The following is a 26,491-nucleotide window of genomic DNA, read 5'->3' as shown; positions in this document are numbered from 1 at the left end:
GGCCGGCATGCCGGCGCAAGACCCGATTTCGGGGGATCCTGCGCCGGGGAGTCTAGAGCTGGGTTCAGCCGTGCTTGTGCACGATGGTCTTGCTGACGGCGAACTCTTCGAGCGCCATGAAGCCCTTCTCGCGGCCATGGCCGCTCTTGCCGGTGCCGCCGAAGGGCAGTTCGATGCCGCCGCCGGCGCCATAGCCGTTGATGAAGACCTGGCCGGCCCGGACGCGCTTGGCGACGCGCTGCTGGCGCCCGCCATTGCCGGTCCAGACGCCGGCGACAAGGCCATAGGCGGTGGAATTAGCGAGCCGGACGGCATCCTCCTCGTCCTCGAAGGAGAAGGCGGCCAGCACCGGCCCGAACACCTCCTCCTGCTCCAGCCGGTTGCCGCGCGGCACCTGGCCGAACAGCGTCGGCGTCACATAGAAGCCGCCATTCGGCACGCCCTGCGCGATCGCGCCCTCGGCGAGGACCGGAATGCCCTGCTCGCGGGCCTGGTCGATGAAGCTCTGCACACGGCCGCGCTGCTTGGCGTTGATCACCGGGCCGCAATCCAGGTCCATCTCCGGCGTGCCGGCGCGCAGCTTGGTGAACTCCTTGGCGACGGCGCCGATGAACTCGTCATAGACGTTCTTCTGGACGAGCACGCGGCTGCCGGCCGAGCAGGTCTGCCCGGTGTTCTGGACGATGGCCTTGCAGACGGTCGGGATCGCCGCGTCGAAATCGGCGTCGTCGAAGATGATCTGCGGAGACTTGCCGCCGAGTTCGAGCGTGCAGGTGATGAAATTGTCGGCGCAGGCCTTCTGGATGATCTGGCCGACCTGCGGCGAGCCGGTGAAGGAGATGAAGCCGACGCCGGGATTGCGGCAGAGCGCTTCGCCGGCCTCATGGCCGCGGCCGGTGACGATGTTGATCGCGCCATCGGGGAAGCCGACCTCCGAGGCGAGCTCAGCCAGCCGCAGCGCGCTCTGGCAGGCATCCTCGGCCGGCTTCAGCACCACCGCATTGCCCATGGCGAGCGAAGCGGTCAGCGAACGGCCGATCATCTGCGCAGGGTAGTTCCAGGGCAGGATATGCCCGGTGACGCCATAGGGCTCGTGGACGACGTTGACGCTGTAGCCGTTGAGGAACGGGATGATGTGGCCGTGCACCTTGTCGGCGGCGCCGCCATAGAATTCGAAATAGCGCGCGGTCGCCTCGATATCGGCCCGGGCCTGCGCCATCGGCTTGCCGGTATCCCGCGCCTCGATCTTGGCCAGCTCCTCGAAATGGTCCTGGACCTTGAGGGCGAGCTTGGAGATCAGCCGGCCGCGCTCGGCGGCGGTGAGCTTGCCCCAGGCGCCTTCATAGGCGGCCTGCGCCGCCTTCACGGCATCGTCGATATCCTGCGCGTTGCCGCAGGCGATGCGGGTGAATTCCTCGCCCGTCGCGGGAGCGAGCACGGCCATGGTCTCGCCGGTGCGGCCGGCCACATAACGGCCGTTGATGAAATGCTGGGTCATGTAAAATCCTTCCAAGTCCTGCGAGGCGTGTCCTGTGAGGCGAGCCTCGACCTGTGGCGCCCCTTGTGAGGGATCGTCAGGGATCGGGATAGTCGGCCATGCGATCGGACGCCTTGCGCTGGCCGCACGACGAATCGCGGCAGGCAGTAAAAGATCGCCTCCCTCGCCCGCCCTGCCCGGCTCGGGAAAGGAGCTTGCGCCCGGCCCTCAATGCAGCCCGGCCGCAGCGAGCGAGCTTGCGGCAAGCGCAGTTTCGCTGACCTCGCCGCGCTCGATAGCATAGGCTTTCTCGGCGAAACTGCGCAGCAGGCTCGGATTGGATTCGGTGATCAGCAGGGCGATGTCGGGATGGCTGTCGCGCAAGGTCCGCAGCGCCGCCGCATAGCGGTTCGCCAGAACCGGGGCGAGGCCCTGGAAGGGCTCGTCGAGCAGGATCACCCGGCTGCCGACCATCAGAGCCCGCGCCAGCGCCGCCATCTTGCCCTGACCGCCGGAGAGGCCCGCCGCCGGCCGATGGCGCAGCTCGGCGAGCTCAGGGAGCACGGCGTAGATGCTCTCCAGCCGGCGCGCGACCTCGGCCGCCGGCAGCTTCATCACCTCGGCCGGCAGGCGGATGTTCTCCTCGATGCTGAAGCTCGAGAACAGGCGCCGGTCCTCCGGCGCATAGCCGATGCCGAGGCGCGGGCGCAGATGCGCCTTCACGCTGTCGAGCGGGCGCCCATCGAAGCTGATCGCGCCCTCAGTCACCTTCATGAAGCCCATGATGGCGCGCAGCAGACTGGTCTTGCCGGCGCCATTGCGGCCGATCAGCGCCACGGTCGCGCCCTCGGCCAGAGAGAGATTCGCCCGGCGCAGCACCTGCACGCCCTCGATCTCGGCTGAAAGTCCCTTGATCTCCAGCATGATCAGACTCCCACTCCGATCACGGCCTCGCGCACCTCGGGATGGTTCAGGATCTCTTCGGGCGAGCCTTCGAGCGCGATCCTGCCGCCGGACCAGACCGCGACGCGGCTGGCGTAGCGGGCGACCACGTCCATATCGTGCTCGACGAAGATCGCCGTGGTGGCGCGGGCGTCGAGCGCGCGCGTCAGCGTGTCCATGACCTCGAATTTCTCGGTCGAAGAGACGCCGCTGGTCGGCTCGTCCATGAAGATCAGCTTGGGCTCGAGCGCCAGCGCGACGGCGATGTCGACGAGCTTGCGCATGCCCTCCGGCAATTCGCGCACGATGCGCCCGCCGATCGCCTTCAGCCCGACCATTTCGAGCAGCTCCCACATCTCGCCTGCCTTCGGATGGCGCTCCATCACCAGGAAGGGCGACCAGGAACCCTCGCGAGCGGAGAGCGCCAGCAGCAGATTGTCGATCACCGTGTTGTCGAGGAAGAGCTGCGGGATCTGGAAGGAGCGGCCGATGCCGAGCCGGGTGATGGCGCGCGGCGAAAGCGCCGTGATGTCCTGCCCGGCGAAGACGACGCGGCCGGACTGCGGCTTGAGATAGCCGGTGCAGAGATTGATGAATGTGGTCTTGCCGGCGCCATTGGGGCCGATGATGGCGATGCGCTCATTGGCCGAAACCTTGAGCGAGGCGCCGTTCGCCGCCTGCACGCCGCCGAAGCGCAGATTGAGGTCGCTCGCCTCGAGGATGACGCTCATCGCCCGCCCTCCTTGCGGCGCGAGCCGGTGGCGATGCCATAGAGCCCGGCCGGCGCGAAGAAGATGATGACGAGCAGCATGACGCCGAGCACGGCGTGCCAGGTCTCGGGCGCGTAGACCGCCGCATAGCCGCGGATGATCTGGAACATCAGCGCCCCGAGGAAAGGCCCGGCGACGCCGCCTATGCCGCCGAGAATGGCGATGAAGACGAACTCGCCGGAGCGCACCCAATAAGCCAGCTCCGGCGTGACATGGCCGGAGACCAGGGCGATGACCGCGCCGCCGAGGCCGGCCAGCAGGCCCGAGAGCAGATAGGCCCCGAACAGCACCTTGCGCGGGGAGACGCCGAGATATTCGAGCCGCGTCTCGTTCGACTTGATCGCCTCGAGCGCCTTGCCGCCGGGCGAGGTCAGATAGCGGGCGACGAAGAGCGCCGCGGCGAGGCAGAGGCCGAGGGTGATGTAGAAGATCCAGAGCTCGAACTGCTCGCGGCCGAACTCCATGCCGGCGAGCGTCGGGCGCGGCACGCGCTTGCCATCGGCGCCGCCGGTGATCGGGAAGAGCTTCTCCAGCAAGGAAAAGAAAACCATGGAGATGGCGAGGTTGAGCATGCCGAAGAAGATCGCCCGGTAGCGGACGATGAACAGGCCGACGAGTGCGGCGAGCAGGCCGGATGCGGCCGTGGCGACCGGGATCAGGATCAGTGCCTCATGGCCGAGCCGGGCCGCCGCCATGAAGGCGACGGCATAGGCGCTGAACGAGAAGAACAGGCCGTGGCCGAAGGAGACCTGGCCGGCGCGCAGCAGGACCATGATGCCGAGCGCCGCCAGCCCCTCGCAGAGCGCGACGGTCAGGATCACCGTCGACCAGGGCGAGAACAGCGGGAAGACGGCGAGCGTGATGAGCAGCGCGAGGCCAAGAACGAGTTGGCGCGCCATCACACCTTCCTCGTCTGCACGGTCGAGAACAGGCCCTGCGGACGCACCAGCAGCACCAGCATCATGATGAGATAGGGGATCAGCACGTCGAACTCCGGCGCGAAGTAGACCGCGACGGAGCGCCCGAGGCCGATCAGCAGGGCGGCGACCGCCGCGCCCTCGATGCGCCCGAGCCCGGCGGTCGCGGCGACCGCGAAGGAGAGCACCAGCGTGCCGGCCCCGATGCCCGGCGTCAGCGAGGTGGTGGCGGAGGCGAGAGCGCCGCCGAGCGCCGCCAACGAGGCGCCGATGATGAAGGTGATCAGGTAGACTTTGGCTGCGTCGATGCCCATCGCGGTCGCAGCCTCGCGGTCCTGGGTGACCGCGACGATGGCGCGCCCGAAGCTCGTCCGGCGCAGGAAGAAGCGCAGGCCGACCAGCACGGCGAGCGCCACCAGCGGCATCAGGATGAGCTGGTACTTGGTGTAGTAGATGCCGAAGACATCGACCGTGCCGAGCCAGTTCATCGGCGCGTTGGCAAAATAGGGCTGCACCCCGAACACCACCTTCTGGGCATCCTCCAGGATCATGAAGACGGCGAAGGTGACGATCAGCTGCAGCACCTCCTCCTTGCCGTAGACCCGGCGCAGCAGGACGATCTCGACGACGCCGCCGACGACGGTGCCGACCAGCGCGGCGGCGACCAGCAAGAAGGGAAAGGCGAGCCAGGCGGGCAGGCCCATCGCGCCCATGGCGAGGACGCCGGCGGCGGCGACGTAGGCGCCGATCGCGTAGAACGAGCCATGGGCGACGTTGATGATGCCGAGCACGCCGAAGATCAGCGAGAGCCCGACCGCGACCAGGAAGATCAGCGAGCCATAGGCCAGGCCGTCCAGCGCGGCGAGAAGAAGCATTTCAATGGGCATGCAGACCGTTCTTCAGAAACTGATTCAAGTGCTTGAGAGGCTGATTCAATCAGGCCCCTCCCCGTCATCCCGGGCGATCGGAGGGAGACCCGGGATCCATGCCTGGGTTCTCCCATCGATGTTCGGGCATGAGTCCCGGATCGTCGCGGCTTTGCCGCGCGTCCGGGACGACCAGGGTGAGGAGCGGCCTCACTTTGCGTAGTCGAAGGTCTCGATCGACTTGTCGTTGACCAGGGACTGGGTCGCCTTGGCGAACCAGTCGAGCGACTTCTCGCCCACCGGCGTCGTCACCAGCTTGCCGGGATAGAGCGCCATCTTGTCGTAGACCGCAAACGGGTATTCGGGCACGCGCTTGGTCGTGCCGAGCATCTGGTCCTCCAGCCCCTGATGATCGGCGCGGATGGTGATCGTGCCCGTCAGCGACTTGAACTCCAGCCCCTCGAAGGCGGCGATGACCTGCTCCTTGCTCGGCCATTTGCCGCCGGTCGACGCCCCGGCCTTCTCATAGGCCTTGGCGAGGCCGGTCAGGGCCTGCTGCATGTGGAAGGTCGGGTAGATCGGGTAGACGCCGGTCTTGTCCTTGTACTTCTTGACGAAGGCCTGCATCTCCGGGGTGTTCTTGGTCTTCGGGTGCAGCCAGTAGTGATCGCCGCGGGCGCCGACGATGACACCCTCGGGCAGCACGTTGCCGAGCCGCTCCAGCGAGCTTTCGGCCAGCGGCAGCACGAAGGTCGACTGCTTCAGGAGGCCGCGCGCCGCCGCCTGCTGCACGAAGGTGTCGAGGTCGCCGCCCCAGGAGGTCGAGAGCACGACATCGGGCCGCAGCGCCGAGAGCCGTGTGATTTCGGTCGAGAAATCAGGCGCGCCGAATTTCGGGAAAAGCTCGGCGACGACCTTCACATCGGGCTTCAGCGCCTTCAGCCCGGCCTGGAACAGCGCCCAGGATTCGCGGCCCCAGGCATAGTCCTGGTTGACCACGGCGATCGACTTGAAGTCGGGCTTGACCTTCATCAGGTAGAGCAGCGTCGCCATCATCTCGGCGCCGGCATGGCCTTGCGTGCGGACGGAGTACTTCCACTTGCCGTCCTCGAAAATGGTCTGCGTGCCGCAATCCCACATCACGTTGACGACCTTGAGGTCTTCCGCGACCGGGGCGAGCGCGTTGCAGGAGCCCGACGAAATCGCGCCCAGCATGACCTGCGCGCCCTGTTCCTGCACGACTCGGCGATACTCGGAGAGAAGCTGGTTGGTGCCGGCGCCCTCGTCGACATAGACCGGCTTCACCGGCACGCCGAGAATGCCGCCCTTGGCGTTGAGTTCCTCGATCAAGAGGTCGGCGGCGTTTCTGCCGGGCACGCCGAACACCGAGGCCGGGCCGGAGAGGAAGGTCGCGATGCCGACCACGAGTTCCTTCGGCTTGTCCTGCGCCAGCGCCGGCAGCGGCGCCAGCGCGCCCGCCAAGACGGTGCCGGCCAAGACGGCGCCCGCCAGTTTCATCCTCACCATGATGTCCTCCCTGATGTCCGCAGAACGGGGCACGACGCTCTTTTGCGGCGCCTGAACCATGGCGGAAGGGGCGCATAGGCGCGCTGAGGTCACAAGTAGGATAAAGCGATGAAGCCCATAGCGATTTTCTATAGTCCCCCGCCCGGCCTTCGAGCCGGCAGCGCTATGGCCCCCATCGCAAAAGACTATTTGACTTCGCCCTGCCGAACGGCGCGTCTCGCCCGAAAAGGAAGGCGGACCAAATCAAGATGGCGGATGCTCTCGAAGGAATCCTGGTGGTGGCCCTGGAACAGGCGGTGGCGGCACCGGTCGCCAGCTGCCGCCTCGCCGATGCCGGGGCTCGCATCATCAAGCTAGAACGGGCCGAGGGCGATTTCTCGCGCGGCTACGATGATTACGCCGAAGGGCTGTCCTCCTATTTCGTCTGGATCAACCGCGGCAAGGAATCCTGCCGGGTCGATCTCAAGGACCCGAACGACCTCGCCTTGGTCGAGACGATGCTCGCCGAGGCCGATGTCTTCATCCAGAACCTCGCGCCCGGTGCCACCGGCCGGCTCGGCATCGGCTCGGCCGAGCTGCGCCAACGCCATCCGAAGCTGATCACCTGCGACATTTCCGGCTATGCGCCGGGTACGCCGCACTACACCCGCAAGGCCTATGACCTCCTGATCCAGGCCGAGGCGGGCCTCTCGGCGATCACCGGCAGCGAGAGCTCGGGGCCGATGCGGATCGGCATCTCGATCGCCGACATCGCCACCGGCAACGCCGCCTATGCCGCGATCCTGGAGGCGCTGCTGCGGCGGGCGCGCACCGGCCAGGGTTCGCATATCCAGCTCTCGCTGTTCGACACCATCGCCGACCTGATGAACGTGCCCTATCTGACGCGGCGCTATGGCGGGATCGAGCCGCCGAAGCTCGGCCTCGCCCATCCCTCGATCGCGCCCTATGGCGTCTTCCGCCTCGCCGATGCCGAGGTGCTCCTGGCGGTGCAGAGCGAGCCGGAATGGCGCACCCTCGCCCGCGACGTGCTGCGCGACGACGGCCTCGCCGACGATCCGCGCTTTGCGAGCAATGTCCTGCGCGTCCGCAATCGCACCGCGCTCGACGCGGCGATCCAGGCCATCCTCGCGCCGCGCAGCTTCGCCGAGACGACCGCCGCGCTCGACACGGCGCGCATCGCCTATGGCACGGTCTCGCAGGTCGGCGACCTGATCAGCCATCCCGCCGCGACGGCGCTGCCGGTCGAGACGCAGAACGGTTTGGTCGAGGTGCTGGCGCCGCCCGCGATCGTCGACGGCAAGCGCACCGTGATGCGCCGTGTGCCGGCGCTCGGCGAGCACGAGGCAGCGCTGCGCCGGGAATTCGCGCCCAAGACGGCGCGCACGGCCTGAGTTGATCCGATGACGCAGCACGACCACAGCGAAATCCGCAACGCCGTCGCCAGACTCTGCGCCGATTTTCCCGGCGAGTATTGGCGCAAGCTCGACCGCGAAATGGCCTACCCCACGGAGTTCGTGACCGCGCTGACGCAGAGCGGCTTCCTCTCGGCCCTGATCCCGGAGGCCTATGGCGGCGCCGGCCTCACTCTCTCGGCCGCCGCCGTGATCATGGAGGAGATCCAGCGCCAGGGCTGCAACGGCGCCGCCTGCCATGCCCAGATGTATGTGATGGGCACGCTTTTGCGCCATGGCTCCGATGCGCAGAAGCAGCGCTATCTGCCCAAGATCGCTTCGGGCGAACTCAGGCTGCAGGCCTTCGGCGTCACCGAGCCGACCAGCGGCACCGACACCACCGCCCTGCGCACCACCGCAAGACGCGAGGGCGACCACTACATCGTCAACGGCCAGAAGATCTGGACCAGCCGGGCGGCGCAATCCGACCTGATGCTGCTGCTCGCCCGCACCACGCCGCGCGATCAGGTCGCCAAGCGCACGGACGGGCTCTCGGTCTTCATCCTCGACATGCGCGAGGCGCTGAAGGCGGGCCTCACCATCCGGCCTATCCGGACGATGATGAACCACGCCACCACCGAGGTGTTCTTCGACAATGTCAGGGTCCCGGCGGAGAACCTCGTCGGCGAGGAGGGCAAGGGCTTCCGCTACATCCTCTCGGGCATGAATGCCGAGCGCATCCTGATCGCCGCCGAATGCGTCGGCGACGCGAAATGGTTCATCGAGAAGGCGTCGGCCTACGCAAAAGAGCGGCAGGTCTTCGGCCGGCCGATCGGCCAGAACCAGGGCATCCAGTTCCCGATCGCCAAGGCCTACGCCAATATGCGCGCCGCCGAGCTGATGGTGCGCGAGGCGATCTTTCTCTACGAGGCCGGCGAGAACCCGGGCGCCGAGGCGAACATGGCCAAGATGCTCTCGGCCGATGCCTCCTTCGAGGCGGCCAATGCCTGCATCCAGACGCATGGCGGCTTCGGCTTCGCCGAGGAGTACGATGTCGAGCGCAAGTTCCGGGAGACGCGGCTCTATCAGGTCGCGCCGATCTCGACCAACCTCATCCTCTCCTATCTCGCCGAGCATGTGCTCGGCATGCCGCGGTCATATTGACCTCCCATTCGAGTCATCCCGAGGCAGCGCAGCGTAGACCCGGGATCCATGCCTGAACCGTTCCGGAATGGATCCCGGGTCTCCCTTCGGTCGCACGGGATGACTTGGAATATGGAACCAAGGATACCTTCGTGAACATCGACCACCTCAAATCCTGGATCGGCAGGACGGAAGAGGCTTCCGACCTCGTCACGCCGCGGCTCGTCGCGAGCTATCAGGCGACCTTTGCGCCGCATCTTGCCCCCCATGGCGAAGGCGAGGCGCCCCTCGCCCTGCACTGGTGCCTCGCCCCGCCGATCGCGCCGATGGCCGCGCTCGGGGAGGACGGCCACCCGGCCAAGGGCGGTTTCCTGCCGCCGATCCCCCTGCCGCGGCGGATGTGGGCCGGCGGGACGATCGAGACGATCGCGCCCTTGCGGACCGGCGACGAGATCACGCGCCGCTCGCGCATCGCCGATATCGCCTACAAGGAGGGACGCAGCGGGCCGCTCTGCTTCGTCGCCGTCGACCATGAGCTCGCTACGCCGCGTGGCGTGGCCCTGCGCGAGCGCCACAACATCGTCTATCGCGAAGCCGCGCAGCCCGGCGCCGAACCGGCAGCGACCACGCCACCCCTACCAGCGGCCGAGCCGCGGGCCGCCGACCTCACCTGGACGGTCGAGGCCTCGCCGGTGCTGCTCTTCCGCTATTCGGCGCTGACCTTCAACGGCCACCGCATCCATTACGATGAGCCCTATGTCACCGGGGTCGAGGGCTATGCCGGCCTCGTCGTCCACGGGCCGATCCAGGCGACGCTGATCATGAACATCATCGCGACGCTCTCCGGCGGCGAGCCGATCCGGCTCGACTATCGCGGACTCGCTCCTCTGATCGCCGGCGAACCTTTCCTGGTGAAGGCGAAGCGGCTCCCGGACGGGGCGATCGCCGCCTGGACGGAAGGCGCCGACGGGCGGGTGCGGATGGACGGCGTCAGCCGTTGAGCCGCGCCATTCTCGGACGAAGCGAAGCGCAGATCCGAGGAGCTCGGGACGAGAGGGCACCGATAGGAGCCTCCTCCGGCTTGAGATGCTCGGGTCAAGCCCGAGCATGACGCCTGCACAGTCATCTTCGCCCGTGTCACGGTCCTGCCATGGTGCTAGCGTCTGTCGCAGCACCTCATTCAGGAGCCGAAGATGGACCGCGCCCGTTTCAGCCGCCGCGACACGCTCAAGGCTGGAGCGGCCATCGCCGCTTCCGCCGCCCTGCCCGGCGCGCTCGCTGCCCAGGCCCCGGTGCGCCTGAAGCTGCGACTGCTGGAGACCACCGATCTGCACGTCAATGTCGTGCCTTACGACTATTTCCGCGACGCGGCTGACGACACGGTCGGCCTCGCCAAGACCGCGAGCCTGATCAAGGCGGCCCAAGCCGAGGCGAAGAACAGCCTTCTGTTCGACAATGGCGACTTCCTGCAGGGCTCCTCGCTCGGCGACTATGTCGCCTACAAGAAGGGGCTGAAGGCGGGCGAGACGCATCCGATGATCGCCGCGATGAACGCCCTGCCCTATCAGTGCGGCACGCTCGGCAATCATGAGTTCAATTACGGGCTCGACTTTCTGGAGCACGGCCTCGCCCGCGCCGAATTCCCGATCGTCTGCGCCAATGTCGACCGTGTCGGCGGCGGCACGCTGATCGAGCCCTGGCGCATCTTCGAGCAGAGTTTTGAGGACGAGGCCGGCGCCAAACATGTCCTCAACATTGCGGTGATCGGCTTCGTGCCGCCGCAGATCATGCAATGGGACAAGGCCCATCTCGAGCGCAAGGTCACTGCGACGGACATCGTCGAAGCCGCGCAAAAGTACCTGCCGGAGATCGCGCTCGCCCATCCCGACCTCACCATCGCGCTCTGCCATTCCGGCATCGCCGGCGGCGAGCGCCGGGGCGGCGAAGAGAACGCGGCGCTGCATCTTGCCAGGCTCGACGGCATCGACGTCATCCTGACCGGGCACCAGCATCTGGTCTTCCCCGGAGCGAAGGCGTTCGACGGCATCGCCGGGGTCGACAACAAGAAGGGCTCCCTGCATGGCAAGCCAGCCTGCCAACCCGGCTTCTGGGGCTCACATATCGGCATCCTCGACCTCGAGCTGGAGAAGCGCGAAGGGGGCTGGAAGATCGCCGATTTCAAGGTCGACCCGAAGCCGATCTATGAGCGCACGCCCGACCGCAAGATCGTGCCGAAGGCTGAGGCGGAGCCCGCGATCCTCGCCACGGTCAAGGCCGACCATCAGGCGGCGCTGGACTATATGCGCGAGCCGGTCGGCGCGACCTCGGCGCCGATCACCAGCTTCTTCGCCCTGGTCGCCGACGATCCTTCCGTGCAGATCGTCGCCGATGCCCAGATCGCCTATGCAAGGCCACTGATGGCGCAGACGCCGCACAAGGACCTGCCGATCCTCTCCGCAGCCGCGCCCTTCAAATCCGGCGGGCGCGGCGGGCCGGCCTACTTCACCGACATCCCTGCCGGGCCTCTGGCGATCAAGAACGTTGCCGACATCTATCTCTACCCGAACACCGTGCAGATCGTGAAAGTCACGGGCGCGCAGCTGCACGAATGGCTGGAACGCTCGGCCGGCATCTTCAACCGCATCGACATCACGAAGTCCGACGAGCAGCCGCTGATCAATCCCGGCTTCCTCGCCTTCAATTTCGACGTGATCGACGGCGTCAGCTACCGGATCGATGTGACGCAAGCTTCGCGCTACGACCTCGACGGCAAGCTGGTGGCGCCGGACGCGCGCCGCATCGTCGATCTTTCCTTCCAGGGCAAGCCGATCGACGAGAAGGCGCAGTTCATCGTCGTCACCAATAACTACCGCGCCTCCGGCGGCGGCAATTTTCCGGGGACCAAGACGACGATCGTGCTGGAAGCGCCTGACCTCAACCGCGACGTGATCGTGCGCCACATCATCGAGAAGAAGGCGATCGACCCGACGGCCGACGGCAACTGGTCGCTCGTGCCGCTGCCGCCCAATGTCAACGTCACCTTCCCGAGCTCCCCGTCCGCCGCCGGGAAGAAGCCGGAGGCGCTGAAGGCGCAGGCCGTGGGAGATGCCGGCGAAGGGTTTGTAAAGTACCGGCTGGGCGGGTGACAGCGGCCTTTTTCTAGAACCTGACCTCGAGCCTGCCCTTGAGGGCGTGATCCCTGGTGCGTTCGCCGATCGCGGCGGAATAGCCCAGACCGAGCGTCGTCGAGGCGGTAGCGCGCCAGTCGAGGCCGGCCTCGGCGACGAGGGCGTTGCGGTCGATCTGCGCCGCGTAGACCCGGGCCGGGGCGGTGCCGACGACGAAGCCGGTCAGCGCCTGCGGGGTGAGGTCGCCGAAGCCGTAGCGCCAGCCGACGAGGCCGCGGGCGAAGAGCGGCATGGCGCCGAGCTGCGCCTCGGCCCGCAGTCCGAGCGTGGTGAAGCCGAGCGACTGGTCCTGCGAGGCGACCCGCAGCGCCGCCGCCCCGCCCTGCTCGATCGCCGAGCCCGAGGAGACCCGCAGCAGCGCGATCTGGGCGAAGGGCTCGAGCGCGAAGCTCTGGAAGCGGAAGGCGTAGCCGAGCTCGGCGAATGCCTGCAGCACGTCGGTGTCGCGCTCCGAGCGCAGCGTGTCGCCAAAACCGCGGATCCGGACCTGGCGGGTCAGATTGGTCTCGCCGAAGGAATAGCCGACGCCGCCATCGAGCCGCCAATTGCCATGGCGCGCCCCGGCATAAAGCAGGACATGGCCGCTCTCGAGCCTTCCGCTCGACAGCCGGGCATCGACGTCGAAATCCGAGCGGGTATAGCCGCCGGCGATGCCGACCCTGAGCGAACTCAAGCCGCTGTCGTAGAGCTTCATGTCGGCGCCGACCACGGCGCCGCCGGTGCGGCGCGAGAGCGAAGCGGCATTGCCGTCGCCATCGGTGTTGGCATGCGCGCCGAACGCCTCGCCCCAGAGGGTGAAGCGCTCGTCGAGACGCGGCGCCGGCATCACCACCGGGCCCTTGGCGCTCGGCAGATCGGCCGAGAAGCCGGCCGCGATCTCACCACCCGGAACCGGCAGCAGCGAGCCGCGCAGCCGCCCGAGCACCGCCTCGCGCACCAGCCGGCTCTCGCCGACCGCGACCGCGACGCCCTGGGCATGGGCCTCGCCCGAGAGCAGATCGAAACCGGCGCGCGCCTCCGCCGCCGTCGCCGAGACCAGCGTGTCGTAGACGGGATTGCCGACGCCGAGACGCTCCGCCGCATTCGCGATGAAGCCCTGGTTGCGCGTCTGGGCGACATAGGGACGTGGGCTGGCGCCGCCGCCGGAGCCACCGCTCGTGCCACCGCCGCCGCTGCCGCCCGAGCCACCGCCCCCACCGGTCCCGCCGCCGCCCCCAGCATCCGGCCCGAAGCCGGTATCGTTGCGGGTCATGGTCAAGGTTACGCCCTGACCGCCGTAGTTCAGTGTCGGCGTCAGGAAGGCGAAGTTCGACGAGACGCCGGCGAACTGACCGCTGATCCCGCCAGCAGCGGTGAGGATGGTGTAGCTTGTTCCAGCCGCATAATTGCCGGCCGCGGCCAGCACCTGGACGGTGCCGCCCGACAGCGTCGCCAGCCCCGTCGCATTGATCCGGTCACTCTGGCCAGCCGCGTTGATCTCGAGCTGATAGGTGGAGCCGGCCGCGAAGGCGACATTGCCGGCGACGTTGAGCGTCCCGATCGAGTTTCCGGGCGCCACCGTGCCGCCGCCCGCGACCGCGATTCCGCCGACCGTGCCGGAACCGCCGAGCACGCCGCCATTGACCGTCACCGCGCTCGCCAGCGTGCCGTTCACCACGAGCTTGCCGGCCGCGACCGTGGTCCCACCGGAATAGGTGCTGGCACCAGTCAGCGTCAGCGTACCGGCCCCTGCCTTGATCAGGCCACCCAAACCCGTCAGCGCCTGTGCCACAGTAAAGCTGTTGCCGGCGTCGGCGATGTCGAAGCCGCCGCCGCCAGCGCCAAGCACGATGTTGCGTGCAAGCTCCGTCAGCGTCGTGCCCGTCACCTGAAGCACGCCGCCATCCAGCGTCAGCGCAGACGAGGTGTCGCCGAGATTGGCCTCGGAAGAAATGCTGACGGCACCTCCGGCGATGGTCGTGCCACCGGTGTAGGTATTGGTGCCCGAGAGCGTCAGCGTGCCCGTCCCGCGCTTGGTCAGCGAACCCGCGCCGTCGATGGTCGCCGCCAGCGTCGTGCTATCGGTGAAATCGGCGACGATGCTGCCGTCATTGCGGATGATGCCGGCGTCGAGCTGGACCGTTCCCGCCTTGCCGCCGGCGCCGAGATTGAGCGTGCCGAACGCGTCGATCGCGACGTCGCCGGAGCTCAGGACGAGCGCCCCACCATCGGCGACAGTGACCGAGGCGGCGAAGGTTCCGCCGAAGCCGCCGATCTCCAGCCCGCCATCGACGCTCCAGCGCGAGCCGGCGCCGGTCACCAGCACGGAAGCGCTCGCGCCAAGACCATAGATGCCGGCACCGGGGCCAGGACCGAAGCCGCTGGCGCGGGAGGTCAGCGTCGCGCCGCCGGATATGCTGATCGTCGCGGGATCGAAGAACCCCTGCACGAAAGTGTCGCCGGTCGTCACGCGGGTTCCGGCGCCGTCGATGCGCACCGCCGAGCGAACGAGGAAGCCATTGCTGCCATTGTCGAGGCTGCCGCCCTGGTCGACGACGAGTGTGCCGCTGGAGACCATGACGAAATCGCCGAGCGTCAGCGATCCCCCGCGAATGACGAAGGAGCCGCTGCCGGCAGCACAGGAGCAGACCGAGAGCCCGCCGCCGAGCGAGCCGGTGCCGGTGAAGATCTGCGTGCCCGTGCCGTTGTATTCGAGCGAGCCGCCGCCGCTGAAGCTACCGGAGAAGGTGGTCGTGACATTGGTCGAGCCGGTGACGAGCACGCTGCCGGTGCCGATCGCGACCTCGCCGGCGCCCGCGAGCGAGCCGACCTCGTAGACGCCCGCACCGCCAACAGCCTCCAGCACCGCGCCGGCCGCGATCGTGAAGTCCGAATTCGCGGAGAAGGCGCTGGCACTGTCGCCGACCAGGCGCCCGGCCAGCACCGTCGTCGCGCCGGAGTAATCATGCGTTCCGCTCAGCACCAGCGTTCCGGCACCGGCCTTGGACAGGCCGCCCGCACCGGAGAAGGACTGCGTGACGGTGAAGATGTGGCCGGCTTCCGCTATGTCGAAACCACCGCCATTGGAGCCGAGGACGATGGCGCGCGAAAGATCGGCGAGGCCCGTGCCGGTTACCTGAAGCACGCCGCCATCCAGCGTCAGCGCACCCGATGTGCTGCCGAGATTGCTCTCCTTGGCGATGCTGATCGCCCCGCCCGCGATCGTTGTGCCACCGGAGTAGCTGTTCTCCCCGGTCAGCGTAAGCGTCCCCGTGCCGACCTTGCGCAAGCTGCCGGAGGAGATGATCATGCCGCTGAAGGTGGTCGAAGCGTTGGTCGCGCCGGTCTCCAGTGTCGAGTCCGGATCGATCTCGAGCCGGCCCGCGCCAGCGATCGAGCCGGCCGTGACAATCCCGAGAGAGCTTGCGATGTCTAGCCTCGTCCCAGCGGCGAAGCTGTAATCGGATGCCGCCGACAGCGCCTGCGCCCCCTGAATCGCGAGGCTGCCTTCATGCACGAGGGTCGCGCCCGAATGGGTGTTGGTACCCGCCAGCGTCAGCCGGCCCGCACCGCTCTTGGTCAACCCGCTGGAGCCGGAAATCGAACCGGACAGCGACAAGGTCTGGCCGGCCGCGACCTCTATTCCTCCGCCACCACTTCCCAGCGTCATTGCTCGCGAGGAGGAGAAGCTACCCGTCGCCAGTAGGGTGCCCCCATCCAGCGTCAAACCGCCCGACGCATCGCCGAGATTGGCGTCCGACGACACCGAGAGCTTGCCGCCGGCGATCGTCGTGCCTCCCGTGTAGGTGCTCGTGCCGGAGAGCGTTAGTGTACCGGCACCGAGCTTGATCAACCCGCCCGTGCCGCCGAAACTGGTCGCGATGCCGATATCGTGGCCATTGCTGTCGAAGAAGGCGCCGTTGGCGCCGATGGCCAGCACCGCATAGTTATGGAGGAAACTGGGCTCGCTGGCGCTCGCCCGCAGGATGCCGCCGTCGAGATTGAGCGAGGCGGTGCCGTTTCCCCTGTATACAACGTTGGTCTCCAGCACGCCGCGCCCGCTCACGGCGTCGCCGAGCAGGTTGACCGTGCCACTGGTCCCCGTGTGCGTTCCCAGAAGTATCGACGAGGTGCTGACCTTGCCACCGCTCGCGATGGTCAACACCCCGGTGCTCGTGTCGAAGACGCCGAGATAAAGCTGGCCAGCATTACTCCAGGTCGAGCCTGCGCCGGTCACCATCACCGTGCCCGAGTTGGCGCCGGACCTGCCGATACGGGCTCCTGTGCTGGCGACGGTGCCGCCATCCGCGATGGTCAGCGCCCCCGCGCCGGTTTCGCCGATGACGAGAGACAGTCCGCCGAGATCCCAGTTCGGCAGAGGCGGCGCGGGAATACCCGGGCTGACGTCACCAGTCCCGGTCACGGACTGGGCGAATGCGACAGGCTCGCCGGCGAGCAACGCGAGCCCGAGCGCGAGCACTGAAACGGACAGATAGAGCCGCTCCGGCCGCAGCCGCCACGCGGGCAGCTCTTCCGCAGGCTTCGCATTGTTCTGCATCGATAGTCAGGCCCCAACCGCAGCAGAAGGCTTAGACCGCCGCGTCCGCAAGGCAATGAATGGCGGTTCACACGCCGGCAATTCGTGTTGCTGTGGCAATTCCGCCGCCGGCACCGCCCTGCCACGCCTCCAGCGAATGGCTCCGCGCTCGCCCGCGTGCTAAGCCGCGCCCGCCATGCTGAAGCGCTTCTTCGCCTATTACCGCCCGCATCGCGGCCTCTTCATGCTCGATTTCGGCTGCGCCGTGATCTCGGGCCTGCTCGAGCTCGGCTTCCCGGTCGCGGTGAAGCTCTTCGTCGACCAGCTGCTTCCGAGCGGAAACTGGAGCCTGATCCTGCTGGCCTCGTTCGGCCTGCTCGCGATCTATCTCGTCAATGCCGGGCTGATGGTGGTGGTAACCTATTGGGGCCACATGCTCGGCATCAACATCGAGACCGAGATGCGCCGCAAGGCGTTCGATCACCTGCAGAAGCTCTCCTTCGGCTGGTTCGACAACCAGAAGACCGGCCATCTCGTCGGGCGGCTGACCAAGGATCTCGAGGAAATCGGCGAAGTCGCCCATCACGGGCCGGAAGACCTGTTCATCGCGGTGATGACCTTCCTCGGCGCCTTCGCGCTGATGCTGTGGGTGCATCCGCAGCTCGCCCTGATCACCGCGGCCATCGTGCCGCTGATGGCCTGGCTGACCAGCCGCTATGGCGGGCGGATGACGAAGACCTGGCAGAGCCTGTTCGGCCGTGTCGGCGCCTTCAATGCCCGCATCGAGGAGAATGTCGGCGGCATCCGCGTCGTCCAGGCCTTCGCCAACGAGGACCATGAGCGCAGCCTGTTCGCGCAGGACAACCTGCACTATCGCCGCACCAAGCTCGAGGCCTACCGGCTGATGGCTGCTTCGCTCTCGCTCTCCTATTTCGGCATGCGGCTGACCCAGATGGCGGTGATGATCGCCGGTGCCTACTACGTGCTGGTCGGCGATCTCAGCGCCGGCGGCTTCGTCGGCTTTCTCCTGCTGGTCAACGTCTTCTTCCGGCCGATCGAGAAGATCAATTCGGTGATCGAAACCTATCCGAAGGGCATCGCCGGCTTCCGGCGCTACACCGAATTCCTCGACACGCGCCCCGACATCGCCGACCTGCCAGGCGCCGTCACGGTCACGGGCCTCAAGGGCGACATCGCCTATGAGAACGTCACCTTCGGCTATACGAAGGACCGCAAGATCCTGAACGGGATCGACCTTGCGATCCGCGCCGGCGAGACGATCGCCTTCGTCGGCCCGTCCGGCGCCGGCAAGACCACGATCTGCTCGCTGCTGCCGCGCTTCTACGACGTCACGGGCGGGCGCATCACCATCGACGGCATCGACATCCGCCAGATGACTTTGGCATCGCTGCGCGGCCAGATCGGCATCGTGCAACAGGACGTCTTCCTCTTCGCCGGCACGCTACGCGAGAACATCGCCTATGGCAGGCTCGGCGCCAGCGAGGCCGAGATCGAAGACGCCGCGCGGCGCGCGAGGCTCGACGAGATGATCGCACGGCTGCCAGATGGCCTCGACACGGTGATCGGCGAGCGCGGCGTCAAGCTCTCGGGCGGGCAGAAGCAGCGCCTGGCGATTGCCCGGATGTTCCTGAAGAACCCGCCGATCCTGATCCTCGACGAGGCGACCTCGGCGCTCGACACCGAGACCGAGCGGGCGATCCAGGCCTCGCTGGCAGAATTGTCAAAGGGCCGCACCACGCTCGTCATCGCCCACCGCCTCGCGACGATCCAGGATGCCGACCGCATCATCGTCATCGACGAGAGTGGCGTCGCCGAGCAGGGCCGGCATCAGGAACTGGTGCAGCGGCCGGGCATCTACCGGCGCCTGCACGAGGCGCAATATGGCGGGCGGGCCGGCTGAGGTGGCGGCGAGCGCCAGTGGCGCGACCTCCATCAGGCCGTGCTAGGACTGCGTCGGTTGCTCCCGACCGGACCGCGACGGCCATGATGAGCAGAGGGCTGACCTACCGAAGCGACACCGGCGACCTCGTGGTTCCGGCGACGGTCCACGCTCCCCTCGAAGGCGAGCGCGACTGGTCGTGTGCCTACGAGATCGGCTGGCCGGACGGGACACACCGAGGCCACGGCTACGGCATCGACGCCGTGCAGGCGATGTTGCTCGCGCTGAAGGCTATCGGGGCTGACATCTACACCAGCGACTTTCACCGGGCCGGCAGACTTCGCTGGCTGGAGCAGGGCGACGGCTACGGGTTCCCCGTGCCCGGTGTCATCCGGCATCTTCTGATCGGCGGAGACGCCGAGGCTGAGGGATAGCCCCTCACCCCTCCACCAGCCTTCTCGCGATCACCTGCGCCTGGATCTCGGCCGCGCCCTCGAAGATGTTGAGGATGCGGGCGTCGCAGAGCACGCGGCTGACGGGATATTCCAGCGCAAAGCCGTTGCCGCCATGGATCTGCAGGGCGTTGTCGGCTGCCGCCCAGGCGACGCGGGCGCCCAGCAACTTGGCCATGCCGGCTTCGAGGTCGCAGCGGCGCTCGGCATCCTTCTCGCGCGCGGCGAAATAGGTGAGCTGGCGGGCGATGACGAGCTCGGCCGCCATCATGGCGAGCTTGTCGGCGACGCGCGGGAAGGCGATCAGCGGCTTGCCGAACTGCACGCGCTCCTGGGCGTACCGCAGGCCAAGATCGAAGGCCGATTGCGCGACGCCGAGCGCCCGCGCCGCGGTCTGGATTCGAGCGGCCTCGAAGGTCTGCATCAACTGCTTGAAGCCCTGCCCCTCGACACCGCCGAGCAGGTTGTCGCCCTTGACCACAAAGCCGTCGAAGGCGAGCTCGTATTCCTTCATGCCGCGATAGCCGAGCACCTCGATCTCGCCGCCGGTCAGCCCTTCGACCGGGAACGGCTCGGCGTCGATGCCGCGCGGCTTCTCGGCGATCAGCATGGAGAGGCCGCGATAACCGGGCGCGTCGGGATCGGTGCGGACCAAGAGCGTCATGATGTCGGCGCGGACGGGGTGGGTGATCCAGGTCTTGTTGCCGTAGACTTTCCAGACGTCCCCGTCCTTCACCGCCTTGGTGCGCAGCGAGGCGAGGTCCGAGCCGGTGTTAGGCTCGGTGAAGACGGCGGTCGGCAGGATTTCGCCGGACGCGATCTTCGGCAGCCAGTAGGCCTTCTGCTCGTCGGTGCCGCCGCAGAGGATCAGCTCGGCGGCGATCTCCGAGCGGGTGCCGAGCGAGCCGACGCCGATATAGCCGCGGGAGAGCTCCTCGGAGACGACGCACATCGAGACCTTCGACAGGCCCATGCCACCGAATTCCTCGGGGATGGTCAGGCCAAAGACGCCGAGCTCGGCCATCTGCTCGACCACCGGCATCGGGATGTACTCGTTGGCGAGATGCCATTCATGGGCGTGCGGCGTGACCTGCGCCTCGCAGAAACGGCGCATTTCGGCCCGGATAGCCTCCAGCGTCTCGTCGAGCCCGGGATCGCCGACGCTGGCGAGACCCTGCGACTGGCTGAACAGCGAGACGAAGCGGGCGCGGTTCTCGGGCGTGTTGCCCTGCGCGATCAGCGCGTCCGCAGCGTCGGAGCAGGCGTCGGCGACAGCCTTGGCCGAAAGACCGAGCGAGGGGAGTCGGACGATCTCGCCCTGGCTCATCGGAATGCCACCGAAGATCTGGGCTGCATATTCGCCAGCGCCGATCCTGATGGCGTAGTCCTCGATCGCGCCATAGCGATCCTCGGCCTGCAGGCGCTCGCCATAGGCTTTCAGCTCGCGCAGCGCCATGACATAGGTCGCGAGCCAGGACAGGCCGTGGGCGGCGTGCTGTTCCTGCTCCAGCTTCACAGCGGAAACCCGGCCCTCGACCACCACCTTCTGGCGTACCGCCGCGACGGCCTGCTCCAGCAGGGTCTCGAAGCCGGGCAGCGCCGCGCCGATCAATTCGATGGCGGAAGCTTGCGTCGCGGTCCTGAGGGCGGCGTTGGCGCTCATGTCTCTCTCCCTTGTTGCGGCGCAGCATAGTGGATGCGCCGCGGGCTGCGGAAGCCCCGTCTTTCGAAGGATGCGAGAGTGCAGCAGCGCCGTCGAAGACCAGAGGTAACTGCGCCGCCCCCCGCAGCACGGCCTCGCGACCGTCAGTCTTGCCGCGCACCTGCACGCTCATTGAAATGATTCTAAAATATCAAGCGAAATCAATACTTTAATGCACGCTTTTTGCCTGTATGCTCGCGGTCTTCACATGGAGGTTTTCGTCATGCTCGCCCGCTGCGCCCTGGCCCTGTCGCTCGCATTCTGCGCCCCGGCCACGGCGCGCGAACCCTGGCAGCTCTCCCACGGCCCATTCACGACGGCCTCCGATGTGCGCGAGCACAATCAGCTCGGGGCCGATCTGCGCGATCTCGACGGCTTCCTGAAGGCGTCGCCGCCGGCCTGGGCGCACGCGCTCGAGCTCTACGCCTATGGCAAAAACTTCCCGAAGCATTCGCTGCTGCGCTTTGGCGACGACTACAATGGCAGGCTCTCCGGCTATCTGCCGCGCGCAACGAAGCATTTCGGCTCGCCCTCCTTCCAGGCCCATGCCTGGACGGCGGCGCTCGGCGGCTCGGGCCGGTTCGCCAATCTATCGGCGGGCGAGCGTATCGCCTTCCTCGACGGTGCATCGCCGGCTCTGGTGATCAACTGGGCGCGCTACGAGCTCGGCGAGGCGCAGCGCAAGGCAAAGGCCTCGCCAGCCAACTGGGCGCTGACCAATGGCGCGCCGAAGAACTGGAACGAGATCTTCGCCTTCTATCTCGGCCCCGACGGCAAGCATGCCGGCTTCGCGGCAGTCGAAGGCGTGGAAGGCGGCAAGGCGATCGACGAGGCTCTCTTCGCCGCGCTGGCGAGGGGGCAGGAGGCGCTCGTCAAGCAAGGCTGGCCCGAGGCCGAGGCAGCCGCCGTTGCAGCCGCGCTCGACAAGGCGAGCCTGGCGCTGCTGCGGGATGCGCTGGGCAAGGCCGCCAACGCAAGCGACGAAGCCCGCCCTGCCGCATTGCGGCGCGCCGCCGGCGCCTGGCTGGCGGCCGCAGAGCCGATGCTCGCCGACGCCACCGCGGCGAAGACCGTCGAGGCCGCGCTCTCCGGCAAGCCCGACAAGGCCGCGATTGAGGCCGCGCTGAAGATCGTCACAACGTCGCTCGGCGCCTGAGGCGCTATTTTCGGCTGGCGAGGACGACGCCGAGAACGGCGACCGCCATGCCGACCATCTGGATCGGCGAGAGGGTCTCGCCGAAGAGCAGCCAAGCCTCGACCGCCACCGCCGGCGGCACGAGAAAAAGGAAAGTCGCGGTGCGCGAGACCTGGCCGCGGCGGATCAGGATCAGATAAAGGCCGATGCCGCCGAGCGAGAGCGCCAGCACCGACCAGGCGAGCACCAGCGTCATCGTCAGGTTCCACTCCATCCGCATCGGCTCGAGCAGGAAGGCGAAGGGCAGTGTGAACAGGAAGGCGGCGGCGTATTGCACCGCCGTCACGGTGCGCAGGTCGCCGGAGACGATGCGCGCCTTCTGCCAGAACGAGCCCAAGGTGACGGCGAACATGCCGATGACATTGACCACGATCGGCACGAGCACGGCGTGCAGCGCCTCGGGCTCGACGCCGACGAGCTTCGGCTCCAGCACGAGTCCGATGCCGAGGAAGCCGCAGACGATTCCGGCCCAGCGCACCGGCGAGATCCACTCGCCGACGATCAGCGGGGCGAAAAGAGCCGTCAGCACCGGCTGCAGCCCGGCGATCAGGCCGGAGATGCCGGCCGGCAGGCCATGGCGCACCGCCCACCAGACCCCACCGAGATAGAGCGCGTGCAGCAGGATGCCGGCGATGGCGCAATCGATCCAGGCACGCCGTCCCTTCGGCCAGGGCGCCCCGACGGCGACGGACAGCGCGGCGAGCGCGACGAAGGCGCAGGCGAAGCGCAGCGACAGGAAGGTCAGCGCGTCCGAATGCCGGGCGGAGTAGCCGGCGACGATCCAGCCGCTCGACCAGAGGAAGACGAAGAGCACCGGCGCGAGGCGCAGGGCGAGCGGCGAGTCGAACATCGGGCGACCTTTCCGAAGGCCTGATACGCTGGAAGCAGGGCCTTGTCGCCGCCGCGGACGCCGTGACGGCATGTGCCCCGCGCCTTCCCGGCTTGCCAGCGGCAGCGAAGCTGTGACAATCGCCGCCTGCCCTATAGAGCCTGCCGATGTCCCTGCTCTCCGCCCCCGCCATCGCCTTCGAGCGCTTCATCGCCCATGACGGTTGGGCGATCGCCAGCCACATCGCGCTTTCGGTGCTGATGTCGCTGTTTCCCTTCCTGATCATCGTCACGGCGCTCGGCGGCCTGTTCGGCTCGCAGGCGGCGGCCGACGAGGCGGCGCAGCTTCTGCTCGAGGCCTGGCCGCGCGAGATCGCCGAGCCGATCGCGCGCGAGGTCCGCTCGGTGCTGACCGCGGTGCGCCGGGACGCGCTGACGCTCGGCGCCGTGCTGGCGCTGTACTTCTCCTCCTCCGGTGTCGAGGCGCTGCGGATCGGGCTGAACCGGGCCTATGAGGCCTATGAATGGCGCTCCTGGTGGCGCACCCGACTGGAGTCGATCGTCTATGTGATCGGCGGCGCCTTCTTCATGCTGGCCTTTTCCCTACTGGTCGTGCTCGGGCCGCTGATCTGGCGCGGCGTCGTCGGCTACGTGCCGGCGCTGGCGCCGCTCGGCTTCCTGCAGGCCTTCCTGCGCCTGTCGGCGGCGACGGTGGTGATCGTGCTGGCTCTCTGCGTCGCCCACAAGCTGTTGCCGGCGAGAGCGCCGCATATCGGCGAGATGTGGCCGGGAATATTGATGACGCTCGCGGTCTGGCTGGTCGGCGGGCTCGGCTTCGGCTGGTATCTCGACTCCTTCGCCGGCGCCTATGTCACGACCTATGCCGGCCTCGCGACGGCGATGATCGCACTTGTCTTCCTGTACTGGCTGGCCGCTATCTTCCTCTACGGGGCGGAGCTCAACGCCGCGATCGCGATAGTGAGGGCGCCGAAAGCCACGCCGGGCGAAGCGATCGCTTCGCTCTAGCCAGTGATGTCGACACGAGATTGCGAGATGGAGCCTGACGCCTCATGATCGAGACTGCGCGTCTGCGCCTGCGCCCCCATCGGCTCGAGGATTTCGAAGCCTGGTACGCGATGTTCTCCGACCGGGAGCTGTTTCGGTTCATCGCAGCGCCGCAGTTTTCGCGGGAGGATGGCTGGAACCGGCTGCTGCGCTATGCCGGCCACTGGTCGCTGCTCGGCTACGGCATGTTCGCGGTCTTCGACAGGGCAAGCGGCGTGTTCGTCGGCGATGTCGGCTGTGCCGATTTCCACCGCAGCCTGGGCGAGCGCTTCGACGCGGCCCCGGAAGCATCCTGGATCATGACACGTACAGCGCAGGGGCGCGGCCTCGCAACGGAAGCGGTCGCCGCCTGCCATGACTGGATCGACCGGGCGCATGCTCCGTCCCGCACGGTCTGCCTGATCAATCCCGACAATGCCGCCTCGCTGCGTATTGCCGACAAGTTCGGTTACCGGACCTTCGGAAACTGCACCTACAAGGGCGCCGCCAGCGCCATGCTGGAACGGCCGGCGCCATGACCGCCATCCGCGGCAAAATCGAACAGTTCGACGCCCAGGGAGGGGCACAGGCCATGCGGCTCGAAGCATGTACCTTCGACATGCTGGACGACTGGGTCGCGTTGCGCCTGGCGCTTTGGCCGGACGGGAGCGCAGAGGGGCATCGCAACGACGCCGCCGGCATCCTCGAAAGCGCAGATGATACCGCCTTCATCGCACGGGATAGTGACGGCATGGCGATCGGCCTCGCCGAGGCCGCGCTGCGGCACGACTATGTCAATGGCTGCGAGAGCTCTCCGGTCGGCTTCCTCGAAGGCATCTATGTGCGGCCCGAGGCGCGAAAGCGCGGCGTCGCCCGAGCGCTTTGCCAGGCCGTCGAGGCCTGGGCTGCCGGACATGGCTGCGCCGAATTCGCCTCCGACGCAGGCCTGCTCAACACCGGGTCGCAGCAGATGCACCACGCGCTCGGCTTCGAAGAAACCGAGCGCGTCGTCTACTACCGCAAGCGGCTGCAAACGGGTTGAACGTCCAACGGGCGCCGTCAGCCCGCACCGAGCAGCGACATGGGCTTGGTGATGTCGTTCTTCGCCAGCCGGCAGGCGACGCAATAGGCGGGGTTGAAGACGTTGGCGACGTCATAGCGCACCATCTGGCCGAGCAGATGGCTCGCCTCCAGCGCATCGACGCCGAGATCCTCGACGATCCAGCGCAGCATCTCGGTCGTGGCGAACTGTAGCGGCTGGTCGAGAGGACGACCGCTCGCCAGGGTGATGATCTCGGTCTCGGTTTCGCAGCGCGGCCAGCGGCCCGGCGCGTTCTTGCGCAGACGCAGGGTGAACTCGATCTCGAAGCTGGTCTCGATGCCGGTGCCGACAATCTCGCCATCGCCCTGACCGGCATGGCCGTCGCCGAGGAAGAACAGCCCGCCCTTTTCGGAGACGGGGAAGGCGATGCGCGCACCGGGGGCGAAGCGACGGTAATCCATGTTGCCACCATAGGGGCCGCTGGTCGCGGTCGAGATCGCCTGGCCGCCGGCCGGCGCCACGCCGAAGCAACCGATCATCGGCGACAGCGGAAAGCTCCAGCCGGAGATGCGCTCCGAGCCGCCAATCAGGGTGACCGTGCCCTGCCCAGCATCGATCGCCCATTCGAAGCGCTCACTCTTCGGCAGATCGGCGACCGTCCTTGGATCGACCACCTGCTGCGAGAGCGGCGAGTAGGTCCAGCCGGTGGCGCGGTTCGGCGTCATCCGGTCGATCGTCACGATGATCGCATCGCCCGGCTCGGCCCCCTCGACGGCGAACGGCCCGGTCATCGGATTGCCGCGCGGCGCCTTCTGGACGCCGTCATGGTCGAAACCGGCGGCGTCGAGCGTCGTCGTCACGATCGTATCGCCGCTCGCGACGGTGAGAACCGGCGGCAGCGTCGCCATGACGTTGGAATAGGTGGTCGGGACAAAACGATGAAGCGTCATGACTCTCCTGCCGGTCTTGCGGGCGCTTCGGTGGGCTGGATCAGCCCTCACCTGGCGCCCCGACCGAATCCCGCGGGAGCCGGCCGTTGCGCCAGCCTAGGCGAACGCGCTGCGAGAACGCCAGCCATGCGACTCGGTGGCGCCGGGTTCCCGGACGGCGCCCGGGCAACGGCTACGATTCTCCGACCCCGCGCCGGGTTGTGAACTGCGGTCCACAGCGCCCGCATGTCGGAAGGCGCAGCAAAGCGATGCAGGCCGAAGCGTCGCCGCCTGTGAACGACCGTTCGAATCGCCGGTTTGACGGTCCCGGCGGGCGCGACGCCTATCGCAGCGCCGCCGGCCCTGGCGGTAATCGAAGAGGCTCCACCATGAAACTCAAGCTTTCGGCGCTGCTCCTGGCGGGCGGCGTTCTGGCCAATGCATCGGCTTTCGCGCAGAGCGCCGACGACAAGAAATGGATCAACCAGTGCCTGAGCGACAACAAGGATGCGAAGGTCGCGGCCAGTGTCGTCAGCACCTACTGTACCTGCATGAACGGCAAGATGAGCGACAACGAGACCCGCTCGATCACGCAGTGGGAGAAGGCCAACCCGAACGCCCGCAAGGCCTGCGAGCAGGAGGCCGGCTGGAGCTGAGCCCCG

At 67.5% G+C, this 26,491-nt stretch carries 21 protein-coding genes; 11 read left to right on the top strand and 10 right to left on the bottom strand.

The features are described from left to right. Positions 1-64 precede the first annotated feature (64 nt). The 6 genes from DK26_RS15595 to DK26_RS15570 all read right to left on the bottom strand — a co-directional run bounded on the left by DK26_RS15595 (position 65) and on the right by DK26_RS15570 (position 6,499). Positions 65-1,498 carry an aldehyde dehydrogenase family protein gene (locus DK26_RS15595; protein ID WP_066474283.1) on the bottom strand — a complete coding sequence of 478 codons (1,434 nt, stop codon included), beginning with the start codon at positions 1,496-1,498 and terminating at the stop codon, positions 65-67. Between the two features lie 207 nt (positions 1,499-1,705). After that, positions 1,706-2,401 (bottom strand): ATP-binding cassette domain-containing protein, encoded by a 696-nt coding sequence (locus DK26_RS15590; RefSeq protein WP_066474279.1) that lies wholly within the window; start codon positions 2,399-2,401, stop codon positions 1,706-1,708. A gap of 2 nt (positions 2,402-2,403) precedes the next feature. Next, a complete protein-coding gene (locus DK26_RS15585; protein ID WP_066474273.1) occupies positions 2,404-3,150 on the bottom strand; it encodes an ABC transporter ATP-binding protein in 747 nt (248 codons plus the stop codon). Beyond that, positions 3,147-4,088, bottom strand: a complete 942-nt coding sequence (locus DK26_RS15580) for a branched-chain amino acid ABC transporter permease (protein ID WP_066474272.1) — start codon at positions 4,086-4,088, stop codon at positions 3,147-3,149. The genes DK26_RS15585 and DK26_RS15580 overlap by 4 nt, the downstream gene beginning before the upstream one ends. Then, complete coding sequence (locus DK26_RS15575; RefSeq protein ID WP_066474271.1) at positions 4,088-4,993, bottom strand: branched-chain amino acid ABC transporter permease; 906 nt, start codon at positions 4,991-4,993, stop codon at positions 4,088-4,090. The genes DK26_RS15580 and DK26_RS15575 overlap by 1 nt, the downstream gene beginning before the upstream one ends. A 189-nt stretch (positions 4,994-5,182) precedes the next feature. Further along, positions 5,183-6,499 (bottom strand): ABC transporter substrate-binding protein, encoded by a 1,317-nt coding sequence (locus DK26_RS15570; RefSeq protein WP_066474266.1) that lies wholly within the window; start codon positions 6,497-6,499, stop codon positions 5,183-5,185. A 248-nt stretch (positions 6,500-6,747) separates the two neighbouring features. Between DK26_RS15570 and DK26_RS15565 the strand changes: the two genes are divergently transcribed. The 4 genes from DK26_RS15565 to DK26_RS15550 all read left to right on the top strand — a co-directional run bounded on the left by DK26_RS15565 (position 6,748) and on the right by DK26_RS15550 (position 12,179). Beyond that, the gene (locus DK26_RS15565; protein WP_066474264.1) at positions 6,748-7,890 is read left to right on the top strand and encodes a CaiB/BaiF CoA-transferase family protein; all 1,143 of its coding nucleotides are present in this window, start codon (positions 6,748-6,750) and stop codon (positions 7,888-7,890) included. 9 nt (positions 7,891-7,899) lie between these two features. Beyond that, positions 7,900-9,054, top strand: coding sequence for an acyl-CoA dehydrogenase family protein (locus tag DK26_RS15560; protein ID WP_066474262.1), 1,155 nt, complete (start codon positions 7,900-7,902; stop codon positions 9,052-9,054). A gap of 137 nt (positions 9,055-9,191) precedes the next feature. Then, positions 9,192-10,034, top strand: a complete 843-nt coding sequence (locus DK26_RS15555; RefSeq protein ID WP_157089706.1) for a MaoC family dehydratase N-terminal domain-containing protein — start codon at positions 9,192-9,194, stop codon at positions 10,032-10,034. 192 nt (positions 10,035-10,226) lie between these two features. Then, complete coding sequence (locus DK26_RS15550) at positions 10,227-12,179, top strand: bifunctional 2',3'-cyclic-nucleotide 2'-phosphodiesterase/3'-nucleotidase (protein ID WP_066474260.1); 1,953 nt, start codon at positions 10,227-10,229, stop codon at positions 12,177-12,179. Positions 12,180-12,192: 13 nt separating this feature from the next. Here the strand turns inward: DK26_RS15550 and DK26_RS15545 are convergent, their stop codons facing one another. Continuing rightward, complete coding sequence (locus DK26_RS15545; protein ID WP_066474258.1) at positions 12,193-16,758, bottom strand: autotransporter domain-containing protein; 4,566 nt, start codon at positions 16,756-16,758, stop codon at positions 12,193-12,195. A gap of 175 nt (positions 16,759-16,933) precedes the next feature. On the opposite strand from DK26_RS15545, the gene DK26_RS15540 reads away from it, so the two are divergent. Then, the gene (locus tag DK26_RS15540) at positions 16,934-18,658 is read left to right on the top strand and encodes an ABC transporter ATP-binding protein (protein ID WP_066474255.1); all 1,725 of its coding nucleotides are present in this window, start codon (positions 16,934-16,936) and stop codon (positions 18,656-18,658) included. An 83-nt stretch (positions 18,659-18,741) separates the two neighbouring features. Beyond that, positions 18,742-19,071, top strand: coding sequence for a hypothetical protein (locus DK26_RS15535; RefSeq protein ID WP_066474253.1), 330 nt, complete (start codon positions 18,742-18,744; stop codon positions 19,069-19,071). Between the two features lie 4 nt (positions 19,072-19,075). On the opposite strand, the gene DK26_RS15530 is transcribed toward DK26_RS15535, so the two are convergent. Further along, entirely contained in the window at positions 19,076-20,752 is a 1,677-nt protein-coding gene (locus tag DK26_RS15530) for an acyl-CoA dehydrogenase family protein (protein WP_066474251.1), read from the bottom strand. A 262-nt stretch (positions 20,753-21,014) separates the two neighbouring features. On the opposite strand from DK26_RS15530, the gene DK26_RS15525 reads away from it, so the two are divergent. Next, the gene (locus DK26_RS15525; protein ID WP_184231623.1) at positions 21,015-21,947 is read left to right on the top strand and encodes a hypothetical protein; all 933 of its coding nucleotides are present in this window, start codon (positions 21,015-21,017) and stop codon (positions 21,945-21,947) included. A 4-nt stretch (positions 21,948-21,951) separates the two neighbouring features. Here DK26_RS15525 and DK26_RS15520 read toward each other — a convergent pair whose 3' ends face one another. Next, positions 21,952-22,836, bottom strand: coding sequence for a DMT family transporter (locus DK26_RS15520; RefSeq protein WP_066474246.1), 885 nt, complete (start codon positions 22,834-22,836; stop codon positions 21,952-21,954). Positions 22,837-22,982: 146 nt separating this feature from the next. On the opposite strand from DK26_RS15520, the gene DK26_RS15515 reads away from it, so the two are divergent. Genes DK26_RS15515 through aac(6') form a run of 3 tightly spaced genes read left to right on the top strand, consistent with a single transcriptional unit; the run spans position 22,983 to position 24,900 of the window. Beyond that, positions 22,983-23,840: a YihY/virulence factor BrkB family protein gene (locus DK26_RS15515; RefSeq protein WP_066474245.1), complete on the top strand. Its 858-nt coding sequence runs from the start codon at positions 22,983-22,985 to the stop codon at positions 23,838-23,840. Between the two features lie 44 nt (positions 23,841-23,884). Beyond that, positions 23,885-24,397 (top strand): GNAT family N-acetyltransferase, encoded by a 513-nt coding sequence (locus tag DK26_RS15510; RefSeq protein WP_066474238.1) that lies wholly within the window; start codon positions 23,885-23,887, stop codon positions 24,395-24,397. Between the two features lie 53 nt (positions 24,398-24,450). Beyond that, positions 24,451-24,900: an aminoglycoside 6'-N-acetyltransferase gene (gene aac(6') / locus DK26_RS15505; RefSeq protein WP_066475522.1), complete on the top strand. Its 450-nt coding sequence runs from the start codon at positions 24,451-24,453 to the stop codon at positions 24,898-24,900. Between the two features lie 17 nt (positions 24,901-24,917). Here the strand turns inward: aac(6') and DK26_RS15500 are convergent, their stop codons facing one another. Further along, positions 24,918-25,850: an acetamidase/formamidase family protein gene (locus DK26_RS15500; RefSeq protein ID WP_066474234.1), complete on the bottom strand. Its 933-nt coding sequence runs from the start codon at positions 25,848-25,850 to the stop codon at positions 24,918-24,920. Positions 25,851-26,098: 248 nt separating this feature from the next. On the opposite strand from DK26_RS15500, the gene DK26_RS29690 reads away from it, so the two are divergent. Continuing rightward, positions 26,099-26,485, top strand: a complete 387-nt coding sequence (locus tag DK26_RS29690; RefSeq protein WP_248309987.1) for a hypothetical protein — start codon at positions 26,099-26,101, stop codon at positions 26,483-26,485. Positions 26,486-26,491 lie beyond the last annotated feature (6 nt).

The sequence above is a fragment of the Allobosea sp. WAO genome (assembly GCF_001509835.1).
Lineage (GTDB): Bacteria > Pseudomonadota > Alphaproteobacteria > Rhizobiales > Beijerinckiaceae > Allobosea.
The sequence above is the reverse complement of the archived record's forward strand: the minus strand, read 5'-3'. Positions and strand labels throughout refer to the sequence as shown.

Excerpts from the sequence above, each read along its gene's own strand:
- DK26_RS15595 (WP_066474283.1), bottom strand. The coding sequence starts at position 1,498 with ATGACCCAGCATTTCATCAACGGCCGTTATGTGGCCGGCCGCACCGGC.
- DK26_RS15590 (WP_066474279.1), bottom strand. The coding sequence starts at position 2,401 with ATGCTGGAGATCAAGGGACTTTCAGCCGAGATCGAGGGCGTGCAGGTG.
- DK26_RS15585 (WP_066474273.1), bottom strand. The coding sequence starts at position 3,150 with ATGAGCGTCATCCTCGAGGCGAGCGACCTCAATCTGCGCTTCGGCGGC.
- DK26_RS15580 (WP_066474272.1), bottom strand. The coding sequence starts at position 4,088 with ATGGCGCGCCAACTCGTTCTTGGCCTCGCGCTGCTCATCACGCTCGCC.
- DK26_RS15575 (WP_066474271.1), bottom strand. The coding sequence starts at position 4,993 with ATGCCCATTGAAATGCTTCTTCTCGCCGCGCTGGACGGCCTGGCCTAT.
- DK26_RS15570 (WP_066474266.1), bottom strand. The coding sequence starts at position 6,499 with ATGGTGAGGATGAAACTGGCGGGCGCCGTCTTGGCCGGCACCGTCTTG.
- DK26_RS15565 (WP_066474264.1), top strand. The coding sequence starts at position 6,748 with ATGGCGGATGCTCTCGAAGGAATCCTGGTGGTGGCCCTGGAACAGGCG.
- DK26_RS15560 (WP_066474262.1), top strand. The coding sequence starts at position 7,900 with ATGACGCAGCACGACCACAGCGAAATCCGCAACGCCGTCGCCAGACTC.
- DK26_RS15550 (WP_066474260.1), top strand. The coding sequence starts at position 10,227 with ATGGACCGCGCCCGTTTCAGCCGCCGCGACACGCTCAAGGCTGGAGCG.
- DK26_RS15545 (WP_066474258.1), bottom strand. The coding sequence starts at position 16,758 with ATGCAGAACAATGCGAAGCCTGCGGAAGAGCTGCCCGCGTGGCGGCTG.
- DK26_RS15540 (WP_066474255.1), top strand. The coding sequence starts at position 16,934 with ATGCTGAAGCGCTTCTTCGCCTATTACCGCCCGCATCGCGGCCTCTTC.
- DK26_RS15535 (WP_066474253.1), top strand. The coding sequence starts at position 18,742 with ATGATGAGCAGAGGGCTGACCTACCGAAGCGACACCGGCGACCTCGTG.
- DK26_RS15530 (WP_066474251.1), bottom strand. The coding sequence starts at position 20,752 with ATGAGCGCCAACGCCGCCCTCAGGACCGCGACGCAAGCTTCCGCCATC.
- DK26_RS15525 (WP_184231623.1), top strand. The coding sequence starts at position 21,015 with ATGCTCGCCCGCTGCGCCCTGGCCCTGTCGCTCGCATTCTGCGCCCCG.
- DK26_RS15520 (WP_066474246.1), bottom strand. The coding sequence starts at position 22,836 with ATGTTCGACTCGCCGCTCGCCCTGCGCCTCGCGCCGGTGCTCTTCGTC.
- DK26_RS15515 (WP_066474245.1), top strand. The coding sequence starts at position 22,983 with ATGTCCCTGCTCTCCGCCCCCGCCATCGCCTTCGAGCGCTTCATCGCC.
- DK26_RS15510 (WP_066474238.1), top strand. The coding sequence starts at position 23,885 with ATGATCGAGACTGCGCGTCTGCGCCTGCGCCCCCATCGGCTCGAGGAT.
- DK26_RS15500 (WP_066474234.1), bottom strand. The coding sequence starts at position 25,850 with ATGACGCTTCATCGTTTTGTCCCGACCACCTATTCCAACGTCATGGCG.
- DK26_RS29690 (WP_248309987.1), top strand. The coding sequence starts at position 26,099 with ATGCAGGCCGAAGCGTCGCCGCCTGTGAACGACCGTTCGAATCGCCGG.